The organism is Viridibacillus sp. FSL H8-0110, assembly GCF_038003565.1.
In the GTDB taxonomy this organism is placed as follows: Bacteria; Bacillota; Bacilli; order Bacillales_A; family Planococcaceae; genus Viridibacillus; species Viridibacillus arenosi.
Window position 1 is genome coordinate 4,426,912 of record NZ_JBBOPJ010000001.1, and the last position, 14,669, is coordinate 4,441,580.

The 14,669-nt window shown below is 36.3% G+C and carries 16 protein-coding genes; 2 read left to right on the forward strand and 14 right to left on the reverse strand.

Going from position 1 to position 14,669, the window contains the following annotated elements:
* Positions 1-40: 40 nt before the first annotated feature.
* A complete protein-coding gene (locus MHH98_RS21905) occupies positions 41-592 on the forward strand; it encodes a DUF3267 domain-containing protein (protein WP_235175662.1) in 552 nt (183 codons plus the stop codon).
* A 51-nt stretch (positions 593-643) separates the two neighbouring features.
* On the opposite strand, the gene ychF is transcribed toward MHH98_RS21905, so the two are convergent.
* The 3 genes from ychF to MHH98_RS21920 all read right to left on the reverse strand — a co-directional run bounded on the left by ychF (position 644) and on the right by MHH98_RS21920 (position 2,932).
* Entirely contained in the window at positions 644-1,744 is a 1,101-nt protein-coding gene (gene ychF / locus MHH98_RS21910) for a redox-regulated ATPase YchF (protein ID WP_038178794.1), read from the reverse strand.
* An 82-nt stretch (positions 1,745-1,826) separates the two neighbouring features.
* Positions 1,827-2,042, reverse strand: a complete 216-nt coding sequence (locus tag MHH98_RS21915) for a DUF951 domain-containing protein (protein WP_038178792.1) — start codon at positions 2,040-2,042, stop codon at positions 1,827-1,829.
* The gene (locus MHH98_RS21920; RefSeq protein ID WP_412104671.1) at positions 2,042-2,932 is read right to left on the reverse strand and encodes a mechanosensitive ion channel family protein; all 891 of its coding nucleotides are present in this window, start codon (positions 2,930-2,932) and stop codon (positions 2,042-2,044) included. The genes MHH98_RS21915 and MHH98_RS21920 overlap by 1 nt, the downstream gene beginning before the upstream one ends.
* A gap of 71 nt (positions 2,933-3,003) precedes the next feature.
* Here MHH98_RS21920 and yyaC point away from each other — a divergent pair, with 71 nt between their 5' ends.
* Positions 3,004-3,612 (forward strand): spore protease YyaC, encoded by a 609-nt coding sequence (gene yyaC, locus MHH98_RS21925; protein WP_081729989.1) that lies wholly within the window; start codon positions 3,004-3,006, stop codon positions 3,610-3,612.
* Here yyaC and MHH98_RS21930 read toward each other — a convergent pair.
* The 11 genes from MHH98_RS21930 to rpmH form a co-directional block, all read right to left on the reverse strand.
* A complete protein-coding gene (locus MHH98_RS21930) occupies positions 3,556-4,260 on the reverse strand; it encodes a DUF554 domain-containing protein (RefSeq protein ID WP_038178783.1) in 705 nt (234 codons plus the stop codon). The two genes, yyaC and MHH98_RS21930, sit on opposite strands and share 57 nt — an antisense overlap.
* An 11-nt stretch (positions 4,261-4,271) precedes the next feature.
* Positions 4,272-5,111, reverse strand: coding sequence for a ParB/RepB/Spo0J family partition protein (locus MHH98_RS21935; protein WP_038178782.1), 840 nt, complete (start codon positions 5,109-5,111; stop codon positions 4,272-4,274).
* A complete protein-coding gene (locus MHH98_RS21940) occupies positions 5,104-5,865 on the reverse strand; it encodes a ParA family protein (RefSeq protein ID WP_038178780.1) in 762 nt (253 codons plus the stop codon). The genes MHH98_RS21935 and MHH98_RS21940 overlap by 8 nt, the downstream gene beginning before the upstream one ends.
* A 172-nt stretch (positions 5,866-6,037) precedes the next feature.
* Positions 6,038-6,898: a nucleoid occlusion protein gene (noc, locus tag MHH98_RS21945; RefSeq protein ID WP_038178778.1), complete on the reverse strand. Its 861-nt coding sequence runs from the start codon at positions 6,896-6,898 to the stop codon at positions 6,038-6,040.
* A 192-nt stretch (positions 6,899-7,090) separates the two neighbouring features.
* Positions 7,091-7,807, reverse strand: coding sequence for a 16S rRNA (guanine(527)-N(7))-methyltransferase RsmG (gene rsmG, locus MHH98_RS21950; protein WP_038178771.1), 717 nt, complete (start codon positions 7,805-7,807; stop codon positions 7,091-7,093).
* A gap of 42 nt (positions 7,808-7,849) precedes the next feature.
* A complete protein-coding gene (gene mnmG / locus MHH98_RS21955) occupies positions 7,850-9,748 on the reverse strand; it encodes a tRNA uridine-5-carboxymethylaminomethyl(34) synthesis enzyme MnmG (RefSeq protein WP_340713514.1) in 1,899 nt (632 codons plus the stop codon).
* Between the two features lie 28 nt (positions 9,749-9,776).
* On the reverse strand, positions 9,777-11,162 hold the full coding sequence (gene mnmE / locus MHH98_RS21960) for a tRNA uridine-5-carboxymethylaminomethyl(34) synthesis GTPase MnmE (protein WP_038178768.1): 1,386 nt from the start codon (positions 11,160-11,162) through the stop codon (positions 9,777-9,779).
* 593 nt (positions 11,163-11,755) lie between these two features.
* Positions 11,756-12,580: an RNA-binding cell elongation regulator Jag/EloR gene (jag, locus tag MHH98_RS21965; RefSeq protein ID WP_038178766.1), complete on the reverse strand. Its 825-nt coding sequence runs from the start codon at positions 12,578-12,580 to the stop codon at positions 11,756-11,758.
* Positions 12,577-13,344, reverse strand: a complete 768-nt coding sequence (gene yidC, locus MHH98_RS21970; protein ID WP_038178764.1) for a membrane protein insertase YidC — start codon at positions 13,342-13,344, stop codon at positions 12,577-12,579. Before yidC ends, jag begins: the two co-directional genes overlap by 4 nt.
* A gap of 59 nt (positions 13,345-13,403) precedes the next feature.
* Positions 13,404-13,757 carry a ribonuclease P protein component gene (gene rnpA, locus MHH98_RS21975; RefSeq protein ID WP_038178762.1) on the reverse strand — a complete coding sequence of 118 codons (354 nt, stop codon included), beginning with the start codon at positions 13,755-13,757 and terminating at the stop codon, positions 13,404-13,406.
* Positions 13,758-13,978: 221 nt separating this feature from the next.
* On the reverse strand, positions 13,979-14,113 hold the full coding sequence (gene rpmH, locus MHH98_RS21980; protein WP_036200974.1) for a 50S ribosomal protein L34: 135 nt from the start codon (positions 14,111-14,113) through the stop codon (positions 13,979-13,981).
* Between the last annotated feature and the right edge of the window lie 556 nt (positions 14,114-14,669).

Here is a 14,669-nt window from a genome sequence, read left to right on the forward strand (position 1 = left end):
CCAAGTCATTTCCATTATACTTAGCGTAGAGGTGATTATTTTGATAGAACACGAAAAACCTTCAATTATTGAGCTAGATTTAAAGAAAATAGCTTGGCAAAACATCATTATGACTTTTAGCTTAATGATCGGACTTATTATTCTAAATGGTTGGATCCATCAAGTATTTGAACTAAATTTTTCACTTTTAAGTATTATATTATTTATCGTATATTATATTATTTTAATTGTGTTACATGAAATTTTTCATTTAATTGGTTTTATGATTTTTGGTAAAGTACCTTTTCACTCACTGGATTACGGTGTGAATTTGAAAATGGGTGTTGCCTATGCAACAACGAAAGAGCCTATTTGTAATAAGGCAATGAAAAAAGCACTTCTACTACCTTTTTGGACAACCGGCGTTATTCCTGCTGTTTTTGGTCTCTACTTTAATAGTACGATGCTTGTTGTATTAGGAGCTTGGTTAATTGCTGGTGCTGTTGGGGATTTTGCTATGTATTTCGCACTTCGTAAATATCCAAATACATTTTGGGTAAAAGATGACCCTGATTTACCTAGATTATATTTGTACAAAAACAAAACATATTAAAATAAAAAAAGACAGAGCCGGATACATCCAGCACTGTCTTTTAATTTTATATTATACGTTGAAGCGGAATAACATAACATCGCCATCTTGTACGATGTATTCTTTACCTTCTTGACGTACTTTACCTGCTTCTTTGGCTGCAGTCATTGAGCCATATGCCATTAAATCTTCGTAAGCAACTGTTTCTGCACGGATAAATCCACGTTCAAAGTCAGAGTGGATAACACCAGCGCATTGTGGTGCTTTCATCCCTTTACGGAATGTCCATGCACGTACTTCTTGTACACCTGCTGTGAAGTAAGTTGCTAGTCCAAGTAGATTGTAGGATGCACGAATTAATTGGTCTAAACCAGATTCTTCGATTCCTAGTTCTTCAAGGAACATTGCTTTTTCTTCATCATCAAGTTCTGCAATTTCTTCTTCGATTTTCGCACAAATAACAATTACTTCTGCGCCTTCAGCTTTTGCATATTCGCGCACTTTTTGTACATATTCATTGTCGTCAGCATTAGCTACTTCATCTTCAGAAACGTTAGCTACGTATAGCATAGGTTTCACAGTCAGTAGGTGGAACCCTTTAACGATTTTAAATTCTTCTTCAGTAAAGTCAATAGAGCGACCCGGTTTTTCAGCTTCAAAAGTTTCTTTTAGGCGAGTCAAAATCGGTGCTTCTGCCATTGCATCTTTATCTTTTTGTTTTGCTAATTTTTCAACACGAGACAAGCGTTTTTCAACTGCTTCTAAATCTGCAAGAATTAACTCAAGGTTAATAACTTCGATATCTTCGATTGGATCTACTTTACCTGATACATGTGTGATATTATCGTCAGCGAAACAACGAACTACTTGTGTAATTGCATCTACTTCACGAATGTGTGCTAAGAACTTGTTACCAAGCCCTTCACCTTTACTAGCGCCTTTTACGATACCAGCAATATCAGTAAATTCAAAAGCTGTTGGCACAGTTTTCTTCGGCTCTACTAATTCCGTTAATTTTTGTAGACGATTATCTGGTACTTCAACGATTCCTACGTTTGGATCAATCGTACAGAATGGATAGTTTGCAGATTCTGCTCCTGCTTTTGTAATTGCATTAAACAATGTTGATTTACCTACGTTTGGTAAACCTACGATGCCAGCTGTTAAAGCCATTCTATTCACAACCTTTCAATTTTTCATAAACAGTATTATATTTACACGACTTGTTAATTATAGAGACTCATCTAATAAAAGTCTAATTTTGCTCTTCTGTTACAGGATTAGCAGGAATTAATATTTTCTTTAACTTTTTTTCAAAGTCTCTTCGTGGAATCATCACGCTATGCTGACATCCTTCGCATTTAATCCGAATATCTGCACCCATTCGGATAATTTTCCACTCGTTTGTTCCACAAGGATGTTGTTTTTTCATTTCTACAACGTCGCCCAACTCAAACTTTTTTGCTTCCATCATCTTTCTCCTTCTTCGTTAAATGTTTGATTATTATCTCTTTCATAAACCATCATTTTTGGATAAGGAATTTCGATACGATTTCGATCAAAAATTTCTTTTACATCACGACGAACCATACGTGATATTGCAAAATGTTGCATTGGTAATGTTTCCACTGAAATACGAAGAGAAACTTCTGCACCTACGACATTTTGTACGCCTAATAAAGTAGGAGGCGCAGTTATTTCTTCATGTTTTTTTGGTAGCTCTTTAAGATATTCCTCTATCAAGCGCTCTGCTTTTGCGATATCTGAGCTATAAGCAACACTTACATCGATAATAGCAATTGAATTATTTATAGAATAGTTTACAACATCAGTGATTGAACCATTTGGAACAATATTAATCTCTCCTGCAGCACCTTTAATTTTAGTTGTACGTAACCCAATTTCGAGTACAGTACCTTCTACTGAAGTGATTTTAATATAGTCACCAACACCAAACTGATCTTCAAAAATAATGAAGAATCCAGTGATGACGTCTTTCACTAAGCTTTGTGCACCAAACCCGACTGCTAAACCTACGATTCCGGCACCTGCTAAAAGTCCTTTAACATCTATATTTACAGCTGATAATATCGCTAAAATCGCCGAAAAATAAACTACATATGAAACAATACTTTGTACCAGTCTCAAAATAGTTCGATATCGTCTTTCAGATGCTGGTTGTAAAGGGGCTGGCGCTTTCATACGGATTTCAAATCCTTTACGAATAGCTATTTTAGCTACACGTACAACAACCATTGATAATATCGTGATTGCTGTAATTTTTATTGTTGCAAGACCAACACCTATCCACATTTCTTCACTAGTCAAAGCTGCCATAAAGTTCTTATACATTTTTTCCAATTTTGCCGCTCCTCTTGCATAAAAAATTCTCGTTATGCGTATAATGCTGAAAAAAGAAAGAGAGATTCTGGATGCTTATAACTTCGAATCAACCATTTTCACATGTTCTTCATTATAAAGAATCAGGTGCCATTTGGAGGTTGAGCTCTTTCCTTTTAGAGCATATACCATTTCATCACGAAAATCTTGTATTTTGCTGTATTGGAACCGATCGCTCTACTGGAGACTCACTCGGACCATTAGCCGGCAGTTTTTTAAATCAGTATGTTTCATTTCCTTATGAAATTATAGGGACTTTGGAAAAACCCCTTCATGCACTGAATCTAACAGATACAGTTGATAATTTATCTACCCATGAAATACAGCCGTTTGTAGTTGCCATTGATGCTTGTCTTGGTTCACAGCAACGCATTGGGGAAATTATTGTACATGAGGGACCTTTACTGCCTGGCAAAGCTGTGAAGAAGGAGCTCCCCCCTATTGGCGATATGTCTATAAAAGGCATAGTCAATATTGGAGGATTTATGGAGCATGCAGTTTTACAAAACACTCGCCTACATGTTACGTACGAAATGAGCCAGCAAATTTCCCGCGCATTATTTTTAGCATGGAGTCGTTATTCTTTAAAAAAGGTACATGAACATAACCGCGATGGCCACAATGAGTATTCCCGGAAGTAAATTGGCCACGCGGATTTTCGTTAAGCCTACTAAATTAAGACCTATTGCAAGAATCATAATACCACCTGTCGCGGTCATTTCTTGAATGAACATTTGTAGTGCAGCATCAGGTATGAACCGACTAATTTGTCCTGCAAAAACAGCAATAATACCTTGATACAAAAATACCGGAACAGCAGATAAAATAACTCCTATCCCTAGTGTCGAAGCTAAAATTACTGCTGTAAAACCATCAATAATACCTTTTGTTATTAAAACAGAATGATCATCACGTAGCCCACTATCTAACGCACCTATTATAGCCATGGAACCAATAACAAAAATAAGAGTAGCGTTAACAAAACCTTGTGAAATATTCCCATCTTTAGCCTTGTTTCCTAGTTTTCTCTCAAGAAACTGACCTAGACGGTTTAATTGCTTATCTAGATCAATCCATTCTCCTAGAATAGCACCAAATACAAGGCTAACAATGACGATGATAAAATTCTCACTTTGTATGCCCATTTGAATGCCCAACACTGCGACAGCTAGACCTATAATACTCATCACTGTCTCTTTAGTGTTATCGGGTATTCTCTGTAACAATCTACCAATTAACGTGCCAATTACAATCAACACTGCGTTTATTGCCGTACCTAATAGAACCAAGTGAAATCCTCTCAATCTTCGAGTAATTCTAATATACGTTCTAAATCATCAGCAGAGAAAAATTCAATTTCAATTTTCCCCTTATTTTTCGATTCCTTAATTGTCACGTTCGTACCAAAATAATCACGTAACTGTGATTCCTTTTCGGCAATGAAAATATCCTTTTTCACTTTCTTCTTTGTTTCACGTGAAACATTGTCATTCATAGATTGTACTAATGCCTCTAACTGACGAACGTTCAAATGCTGAGTTAACACTTTTTCAGTTACTTGTGATATTAATTTTCTTCTTTTCAATCCCAGTAATGCACGACCATGACCCATTGTGATTTTACCTTCTGATAAAAGAATACGCACATCTTCCGGCAATGCTAACAACCGGACATGGTTCGCAATATGTGGACGACTTTTCCCTAAACGAGCTGCTAATTGTTCCTGCGTTAAGTTTAAGTTATCCATTAGATTTGTATAAGCCTCAGCCTCTTCAATTGGGGTTAAATCTTCACGTTGTAAATTCTCAAGAATTGCTAACTCCATCATCTGTTGATCGTCCATCTCTCGGACAACAACCGGAATTTCTGTTAACCCCGCAAGTTTGGAAGCTCTAAATCGTCTTTCACCAACAACAATTTCATAAAAGTTAACTCGTTTGCGTGCAATAATTGGTTGCAAAACTCCATGTTCTTTAATGGATATGGCCAATTCCTCGATTGCAGACTCATCAAAAATTTTCCGAGGTTGATATGGATTTGCTCGTAAATCTGTTAATGCCAAATGCTCAATTGTTTCATTACTAGATAAAGATTCACCTGGGAATAATGCGTTAATTCCTTTTCCTAGACCTTTAGCCATTTTTAATCACTTCCCTTGCAAGCTCTAAATATCCTTCTGCCCCACGCGATTTTGCATCATATACAATAATTGGTTCCCCGTGACTTGGCGCTTCACTTAAACGGACATTACGTGGGATAACCGTTTTAAACACTTTATCTTGAAAATATTTTTTCACTTCTTCTATTACTTGAAGACCCAGATTCGTACGTGCGTCAAGCATCGTCAATAAAACACCCTCAATTGTTAGTTGATGATTTAAATGCTTCTGTACTAACCGGACAGTTGATAATAGCTGACTTAATCCTTCTAAAGCGTAATATTCACATTGTACAGGAATCAAAATTGAATCAGATGCTGTTAATGAATTAATTGTTAACAATCCAAGAGATGGTGGACAGTCAATTACGATGTAATCATAGTCGTTTTTTATATCTTCAATTGCATGTTTTAACCGTACTTCTCTTGAAATTGTTGATACTAGTTCTATTTCAGCCCCCGCTAACGCAATTGTAGCAGGTACTATATATAAATTTTCTACTTTTGTTTCTCGAATGACATCTTTAATTGGTTCGTCATCAATTAGCACATCATAAATACATTTATGTACTTCACCTTTGTTAACCCCAACTCCACTCGTTGCATTTCCTTGAGGGTCTGTATCAATCATTAATACTTTTTTACCTAAATGGGCGAGGCAAGCGCTAAGATTAACTGATGTTGTAGTTTTTCCTACGCCGCCTTTCTGGTTAGCGATTGCAATTGTTTTACCCACATGTGCACCTGCTTTCCAAAATCAATTTTATAAAAATAGGCAATATTAAATTAATTTGAATACCTAATTTTCATTCTATCAAAAAAAAGTACAATAGGCTCTTATTATAAAAGAAATATATATAAAAAAACTCTTGTCTTAAATACTAGACAAGAGTTTAAAATAGATGAAATTATGATTTCTTTTTCGGTATCTTCACAGTGATTTGATAAAACTCATCATGTTCTTCTTCTTCGGCTTCTACATTAATACCTGTTTTTGTAACCATCGTAAGTGATTGTCGAATGGTATTTAATGCAATACGAATGTCTTTACTAATTGCTTTACGGGTTGGTTTATTTTTCTTTGGCTTTTCAGCAGGATTTAGAATTCCATCAATTCTTTGCTCTAACTGTCGTACATTATAATCATTGTCGATTATTTCTTGTAACAACGCTAATTGTAATTCCTTATCTTTAACAGGTACCAAAGCACGTGCGTGACGTTCTGAAATTTCCCTTTTTAAAATAGCCATTTGGATTTCTTCAGGTAACTTTAATAAGCGGATTTTATTAGCTATTGTTGACTGACCTTTACCAAGCCTTTGGGCAAGTGCTTCTTGTGTTAAACCATGAAGTTCTAATAATTTTAGGTAAGCCTGTGCTTCCTCAATTGATGTAAGTTCTTCACGTTGTAAGTTTTCAATTAACGCCACTGAAGCTGTTTCTTTGTCATTCATTTCACGGACGATTGCGGGCACTTCTGTCCACTCTAGCATTTTCATCGCGCGATAACGACGCTCACCGGCAATTATTTCGTAATGACCTTCTTCCATTTTTCGAACGACGATTGGTTGAATTACACCGTGTGTACGGATTGTTCGTGCAAGCTCTTCAATCTTCGAATCATCGAAAATTGTACGTGGCTGATAACGATTCGGCTGGATCTCATCAATAAGGAGTTTAACAACCGATTCCGCACTTTCTACCTCATTTTTCGAGTCGTGTTCTACTTTCTCACCACTTCCAAAAAAACGTGAAAAAGTACTTTTCATCCCTTGGCACCACCTTTAACGATATTTCCAAGCATTCTCCATCTAATATCATAGGTAAAAGCCCGTTAGAAGGTGGAGAGAACTATTTATATTTTGACTATCATTGTGCAATAAGTAACTTCTACATATCATTATAGTTATTTTCTATAAAAAACGTAAGAACCCTTTTATGTTTCACGTGGAACGAAACAATTATTGGATTGGTGATTTGTTTGGTACACCTGGCTTACGTGGATACTTCTTCGGTGTATTTTTTGTTTTATTAAAAATAAAAATAGAACGTTCACTATCTTCTATTGGTAATAAGAATGAATAGCTATCTACTAATTTAGCACCTAATACTGTTAATGCCTTTTTTGCATCCTTCATCTCTTCATCACCACTTGCTGCTTTCATCGCAACAAAATGGCCGTTTGTTTTCACAAGCGGTATACATAACTCAGAAAGTACTGATAATCTAGCGACTGCACGAGCTGTCACAAGATCAAATTGTTCTCTATATTTCGGATTTTGACCAAAATCCTCTGCACGTGAATGAACAAATTCCACATGATCTAAATTTAGCTGTTCACTTAAATGTGTTAAAAATTGAATACGTTTATTTAATGAATCTACAATTGTCACTTGTAAATGTGGGAAACAGATTTTAATCGGAATACTCGGAAAACCTGCACCTGCTCCTACATCACATATCGATTGCACTTTATCGAAATCCATATAAAAAGTAGCACTAATAGAATCGTAGAAATGCTTTAAATAAACAGATGGCTGGTCAGTAATTGCAGTTAAGTTCATTTTCTCATTCCATTCAACTAATAGTTCAAAATAAGTATGAAATTGTTTTAACTGTCCCTCTGATAACTCAATTCCTTGTTCTTTTAAAGCCTGCACAAACTGTTCTTCGTTCATGATTTTCCCCTTCCATGTAGTGCCACTGTTGGTTTTATCATATTAATCGTTGCTCGCTAATTTCGCTATTCTACCATGTTCAATATACACTAGTAAAATTGAAATGTCAGCCGGGTTTACACCCGAAATACGTGATGCCTGCGCAACAGATAGTGGTCTTACTTGTTTTAATTTTTGTTTTGCTTCAGTTGCAATTCCTGAAATTGCTTCATAATCAATGTTCTCCGGAATTTTTTTGTCTTCCATTTTTTTAAGCTTATCTACTTGTTGAAGTGCTTTTTCAATATAACCTTCATATTTTACCTGAATTTCGATTTGCTCTTTTTCCTCTGTTGATAACTCAACAGGTGACTCAGTTAATGCTGACAATAATTCATACGTCATTTCTGGTCGTTTTAATAGATCAGCTGCACGGATACCATCTTTTAATTCACTACTACCTAAATCACGTAATAAACCTTGTGTTTTAGCATCCGGTTTTAAAATTGTATCACGAAGACGTTTAATTTCATTGTCTACTTTTTGACGTTTTATATTAAATCTATCATAACGTTCTTGAGTAATTAAACCTGCTTCATAAGCACGATCAGATAAACGCATATCCGCATTGTCATGACGTAGTAATAATCGGTATTCTGCACGAGATGTTAATAGACGATATGGTTCGTTTGTTCCTTTTGTTACAAGGTCATCGATTAACACACCTATATATGCATCTGCACGTCCTAGAATCATCTCTTCTTTACTAAGCGCTTTAGCAGCAGCGTTAATTCCAGCCATTAGACCTTGTCCAGCAGCTTCTTCATAACCTGAAGTACCGTTAATTTGTCCAGCTGTATATAAGTTTGCAATGCGTTTAGTTTCTAGTGTTGGCCATAATTGTGTTGGCACAATTGCATCGTATTCGATTGCGTAACCTGCTCTCATCATTTCTGCCTTTTCTAGACCTGGCACCGATTCCAACAGTTTGCGTTGTACATGTTCAGGTAAGCTTGTTGATAACCCTTGAACATACACTTCACGTGTATTACGACCTTCTGGTTCTAAGAATAATTGATGACGAGGCTTATCACTAAAACGAACAACCTTATCTTCAATCGATGGGCAATAACGTGGGCCCGTACCTTTAATCATCCCTGAATACATTGGAGATAAATGAAGATTATCATTAATGATTTCATGTGTTTCTTCACTTGTATATGTCAGCCAACATGGTAGTTGATCTGTAATATATTCAGTCGTTTCATAACTAAATGCACGAGGCTCTGTATCACCAGGCTGAATTTCAGTTTTACTGTAATCAATTGTTTTGCTGTTAACACGTGGTGGTGTACCTGTTTTAAAGCGTACTAACTCAAAGCCAAGTTCTTTTAGATTATCTGCTAATTTAATAGATGGCTGTTGGTTATTTGGACCACTTGAATACTTCAAGTCACCAATAATGATTTCACCACGTAGGAATGTACCTGTTGTAACAATAACTGTTTTTGCATGATAAACAGCACCAACTTGCGTAACGATACCTTTTACTTCACCATCTTCAACGATTAATTCATCTACCATTGCTTGGTGAATTGTAAGATTTTCTTCGTCTTCTAGTAACTTTTTCATTTCTTGTTGGTAAAGTACTTTATCTGCTTGTGCGCGTAGAGCACGTACTGCAGGACCTTTACCTGTATTTAACATACGCATTTGGATATGTGTTTTATCGATAATTTTACTCATCGCACCGCCTAATGCGTCAATTTCGCGTACAACAATCCCTTTAGCCGGGCCACCTACTGAAGGATTACATGGCATAAAGGCGATCATATCAAGATTGATTGTTAACATAAGTGTTTTTGCACCCATTCTTGACGCAGCATATGCAGCTTCTACTCCTGCATGACCTGCTCCAATTACAATCACATCGAACGTGCCTGCTTCAAATTTTGTTGGCATGCTCGTTACTTCCTTTCTATATTTAAGTTTATTTCCCTAAACAGAATTGTGAAAATAGCTGATTGATTAAGCTTTCTTGCACGGTATCTCCAATAATTTCACCAAGAAGTTCCCATGTTCTAGTGACATCGATTTGAATCATATCGACAGGTACACCCGCGTGAGCTGCTTCAATAGCATCCTTAATCGTTGAATGCGCTTGGTGTAGTAAAGCGATATGCCGTGCATTTGATACATATGTCATATCTCCAGCTTCCAATGATCCTTCAAAGAATAATGCCGCAATTGCTTCCTCAAGCTCTGTGACACCTTCTTCTTTAAGTAGTGATGTTGTCACCACTTTGCGATTGCCCGCTAATGCTTGTACACGAGCTAAGTCGATCTGTTGTGACAAATCTGTTTTATTAACAACGACTATATAGTCCATATTTTGAATCGTTTCGAAAAGACGTTCATCTTCCTCAGTAAGTTCATCTCCATAATTCACAACCAGCAGAATTAAATCTGCTTCTTTCAATACTTGCCTAGAGCGTTCAACACCGATGCGCTCAACGATATCCTCGGTCTCGCGAATACCTGCAGTATCGACCAACCGTAATGGAACACCTCTTACATTTACGTACTCTTCTATAATATCACGCGTTGTACCAGCAACGTCTGTAACGATTGCTTTATTTTCTTGTACAAGGCTATTTAATAGTGATGATTTGCCGACATTCGGACGACCTAGTATAACAGTTGAAAGGCCCTCACGCAAAATTTTGCCCTGAGAAGATGTTTGTAAAAGTTTCTCGATTTCTTTCATTACCCATGTAGACTTTTCGAGCATAAGTGGAATTGTCATTTCTTCAACATCGTCATATTCTGGATAATCTATGTTCACTTCTACTTGCGCTAAAGTTTCTAATAGTGCTTGTCTAAGTTCACCGATTAATCGTGATAATTTCCCGTCCATTTGACCAAGCGCTACATTCATCGCACGGTCTGTTTTTGCACGAATCAAATCCATTACAGCTTCTGCTTGGGATAAATCGATTCGGCCATTTAAGAATGCTCTCTTTGTAAATTCACCAGGCTCAGCTAATCGCGCACCATTCTTCAATACTAATTGCAGTACTCGATTCACTGAAACTATTCCACCATGACAGTTAATTTCTACTACATCTTCACGTGTAAATGTTTTTGGTCCTTTCATCATCGATAGCATAACTTCCTCTACTACCTCACCTGATTCAGGCTCCTTTAAATGTCCATAATGAATAGTATGTGACGGCTGTGTGGATAACTTTTTCCGATTCGGTGCATGAAACACACGATCTGCAATGGCAACAGCATCATCTCCACTCAAACGGACAATGGCAATTGCCCCTTCACCCATTGGCGTTGAGATAGCCGCAATTGTATCGAACTCCATAGATAATACCTCCTAAAAAATTAAAAATTATCCACATGTGGATAACCTGAAAACGAACTAACTCTCTAACATACAATAATAGCATAAAAGCTCGAAAAGTAGAATTGTGGACAACTTTTTTTAAATGCAGAAGGCGTCCGCTTAGCGACAAGGTCATTGGTAGGCGGAAGCCAAAATCGCTCTTTGAATTTACCCTTCCGTTAAAAAGCCCCAAGTAGCTAGCACCTAAAGCCGTATTACTTTTTTTGAATGCTACAGGCACTCGTTAAGCTCTACAAGTACTTGAATCTTCTAATCAAAAAACTTTCCAACTTTTTTTGAGAATTGAGGATAGCCACCTAAGTTCGCCACGTCGTGTCATAACGGTTCCAATACCAACGTCCTGTTAGCTTAGGGTGCTCGTTTAACTGCGAAACTCCCCAAACATTAGCTCCTGAAGCTAGATAGCTCTATTTAATGAAAAAACAACCATTTTTCATTCGTAAATTTATTATTTATCAAATGGATAAAGGCTAACCAACTAAAATTATCCATTAAAACAAACAAAAGCCCAGCTCATTTAAAATGAGCTGGGCTTTAACAGAATATTTCATTTATCGAATTGGTTCAATAACTAAATAGCGTTTGGTATCCGATCCAACGGAATACGTCTCGATATCAATTCGATTGGCAAGAATATGATGGATAATTTTTCGCTCATTCGAAGGCATTGGCTCTAACTCAATCTTTTTCCCTGTATGAACGGCCTTATCTGCCATACGATTTGCTAGCTGTTCCAATGATTCTTGGCGACGCTTGCGATAATTTTCTACGTCTAATTTTACTAAGACGAATCGCTTTGCGTATTGATGAACAACTAATTGTGTCAATTCTTGTAGGGAGTTTAGCGTTTGGCCACGTTTACCAATTAGTAATGCTGCCTTCTTGCTCTCTAAACTAATATTAATAATTTTACCCTTTTCTTCAACACCGATAGTTAAGTCATTGATATCTAACTGCTTAGCTATATCTGTTAAATAAGTGACTGCATGCTCAATAGCTACTGTGTTATCGTTACGTTTCTCATCTATTAATTCATTTTCTTCAACTTCCAAAGGTGATAGTTCTTGTAAGTTTTCAGTTGTCGATTCTTGTATATTTTCTACTTCACTTTTCGAAATAAGCGCTACTGCTTCTGATGATTCAATTTCACTCACTTCTACCATTGCCTGTTGCACAGATTGTTGCTCTTGATCCGATTTCTCAAGTTGTTTTTCAGTTACGCGTACATTTGCTTTACGTGAACCAAAACCTAAAAAACCCTTTTTACCTTCTTGAAGTATTTCAATATCTACTTGCTCTCGGGTAAGGTCAAGCTCTTTTAACGCTATAGAGATCGCTTCTTCTACGGTTGCTCCCATTTGCGTAATCTGTTTCACTTTTTGGCCCCTCCTGTTTTTGCAGGTTTTGTTGTTTTGTTCCACGGCTTATACATAACAAGATTTTGTATGAATGTAATAATATTACCAATTACCCAGTAAAGAGATAAAGCGGCAGGTAAATAACTACCTAATCCAATAATCATAAATGGCATGATGTACATCATAATTCGCATTTGAGGATTATCCATCGCTGGGCCAGTACGTAGAACAATAAACTGCATGATACCTGCTAGAACAGCGAGTACAATACTCGATTCTGCTAATGGGAACATGAAAAAGTCGCCCAAGTTAATTTCTGGTGTCGAGTTCATACGACTAATTGCGTGATAGAAACCAACTAGAATTGGCATTTGAATCAGCACTGGTAAGCATCCAGCTGCTGGATTAGCACCAGATTCGCTCATTAATTTCATCATTTCTTCTTGATACTTTTTCTGAGTTACTGCATCTTTGGAGCTGTATTTCTCTTTTAACTTCGCCAATTTAGGCTGTAATTCTTGCATTTTCTTCGCACTTTTTGTCTGTTTAATCATTAACGGTAAAATAGCTAAGCGAATAATGATTGTTACACAAACTATTCCCCAAGCATACGTACCCAGTAATCCTTTAAATAGCGTTATGAAAGCTACAAATGGCCAAACGATATATTTGCTCCAAAAACCTTCAGTGTCACTATAAATTGGTTGGTTATATTCTGTACACCCAGTTAATAATAATGTTATTGAAGTAAGCGCGAGAATGATCCAAAGTTTTTTCTTCAATCTTCATCCCCCTAAAATAACTTTCATTTTCTATCAGCTATTTTATCATGCACCTTCTATTACTCTCTACTACTTCTTTTTAAAACCTTCGCAATTTTTAAAACATGCTGTAAACTCTTTTTCGTTTCATGAAAATCTATAGTGGCCGCCGGATGTCTGGCGATGATCACGTATTCCATATCATTTCTCAAATCATCTTGTAATTCGAAGAAACTCTGACGGATATAACGTTTGATTTGATTTCTAGTGACTGCCTTACCTATTTTCTTATTAATGGATAGCCCAATGCGAAATTCTTCTTGTCCTTCTTTTGGTAAACAGTAGACAACAAATTGACGATTCGCAAATGACTTGCCTTTACGAAATACTTTTTGAAAATCTTCATTCTTTTTAATTCTGCGGCGTTTTTTCATCTTTGCACCTGCTTATTCATTGTTCTTTCTTCTCTATATGAAGGTTTCAATTACACTGATCGTTGATTCCCTCCAAAACGATATATTTTTACGACCTACCTCTTAAAGCTTTGCAAAAGGAGTTGACCATAATAGTTTGGCCGTTTTGGAGAAAAACCAACAATACTAAACACTAATTTCTCCATAAAGAAAAAAAAGACCACTGATGTTGGTCAGTGGACTTATGCTGATAATACTTTTCTTCCTTTACGGCGACGTGCAGCAAGTACTCTACGACCATTTTTAGAACTCATACGTGCGCGGAAGCCATGTACTTTACTATGTTTACGTTTTTTCGGTTGGTATGTGCGTTTCATTTATATGACACCTCCTGGAAAGTCTATTATAAAAAATACTACAGACAGTCTTGCATATTATATATAAATTCCAGTCATTCTGTCAATGCTTATTTAGAAAATACATTTTATCGCGATCCAGTTAGCAGTGTTTTTTTATTAGTAAGTTATCCACAATCTACTATCTCACTCTCAAAAACTAGTGTGGACACTTTTTTACACCCTCAAAATTATCCACAAGACTTATAGACAGGTTCTACACAAATTCACTTGTTGTGGATAAGTTCGTTGTGTATATTTATGCAATTTGTGGATAACTTCGAAAAAATCTTGAACTGCCTGGTTTTTTTTGATAAGATTATTGTGTTTTACTCTGTAAATAAATTTGTGTATGCAAAATGTTATCCACAATTGTTGATAATGTGTGGATAGTTTTATCCACCACCTAAGAATAACATTTATCCACAGCTTGTTTTTATTGTGAGTATCTATCATGTATAGTTCATTTATAAACATATTTTAACCGCATTTATAACCAAATATTCAATAGAGATATTTATGTAAAGGAGAAAGAAGC

Excerpts from the sequence above, each read along its gene's own strand:
- ychF (WP_038178794.1), bottom strand. The coding sequence starts at position 1,744 with ATGGCTTTAACAGCTGGCATCGTAGGTTTACCAAACGTAGGTAAATCA.
- MHH98_RS21915 (WP_038178792.1), bottom strand. The coding sequence starts at position 2,042 with ATGGAAGCAAAAAAGTTTGAGTTGGGCGACGTTGTAGAAATGAAAAAA.
- yyaC (WP_081729989.1), top strand. The coding sequence starts at position 3,004 with ATGCTTATAACTTCGAATCAACCATTTTCACATGTTCTTCATTATAAA.
- MHH98_RS21935 (WP_038178782.1), bottom strand. The coding sequence starts at position 5,111 with ATGGCTAAAGGTCTAGGAAAAGGAATTAACGCATTATTCCCAGGTGAA.
- noc (WP_038178778.1), bottom strand. The coding sequence starts at position 6,898 with ATGAAAAGTACTTTTTCACGTTTTTTTGGAAGTGGTGAGAAAGTAGAA.
- rsmG (WP_038178771.1), bottom strand. The coding sequence starts at position 7,807 with ATGAACGAAGAACAGTTTGTGCAGGCTTTAAAAGAACAAGGAATTGAG.
- mnmG (WP_340713514.1), bottom strand. The coding sequence starts at position 9,748 with ATGCCAACAAAATTTGAAGCAGGCACGTTCGATGTGATTGTAATTGGA.
- mnmE (WP_038178768.1), bottom strand. The coding sequence starts at position 11,162 with ATGGAGTTCGATACAATTGCGGCTATCTCAACGCCAATGGGTGAAGGG.
- rnpA (WP_038178762.1), bottom strand. The coding sequence starts at position 13,757 with ATGAAAAAACGCCGCAGAATTAAAAAGAATGAAGATTTTCAAAAAGTA.
- rpmH (WP_036200974.1), bottom strand. The coding sequence starts at position 14,113 with ATGAAACGCACATACCAACCGAAAAAACGTAAACATAGTAAAGTACAT.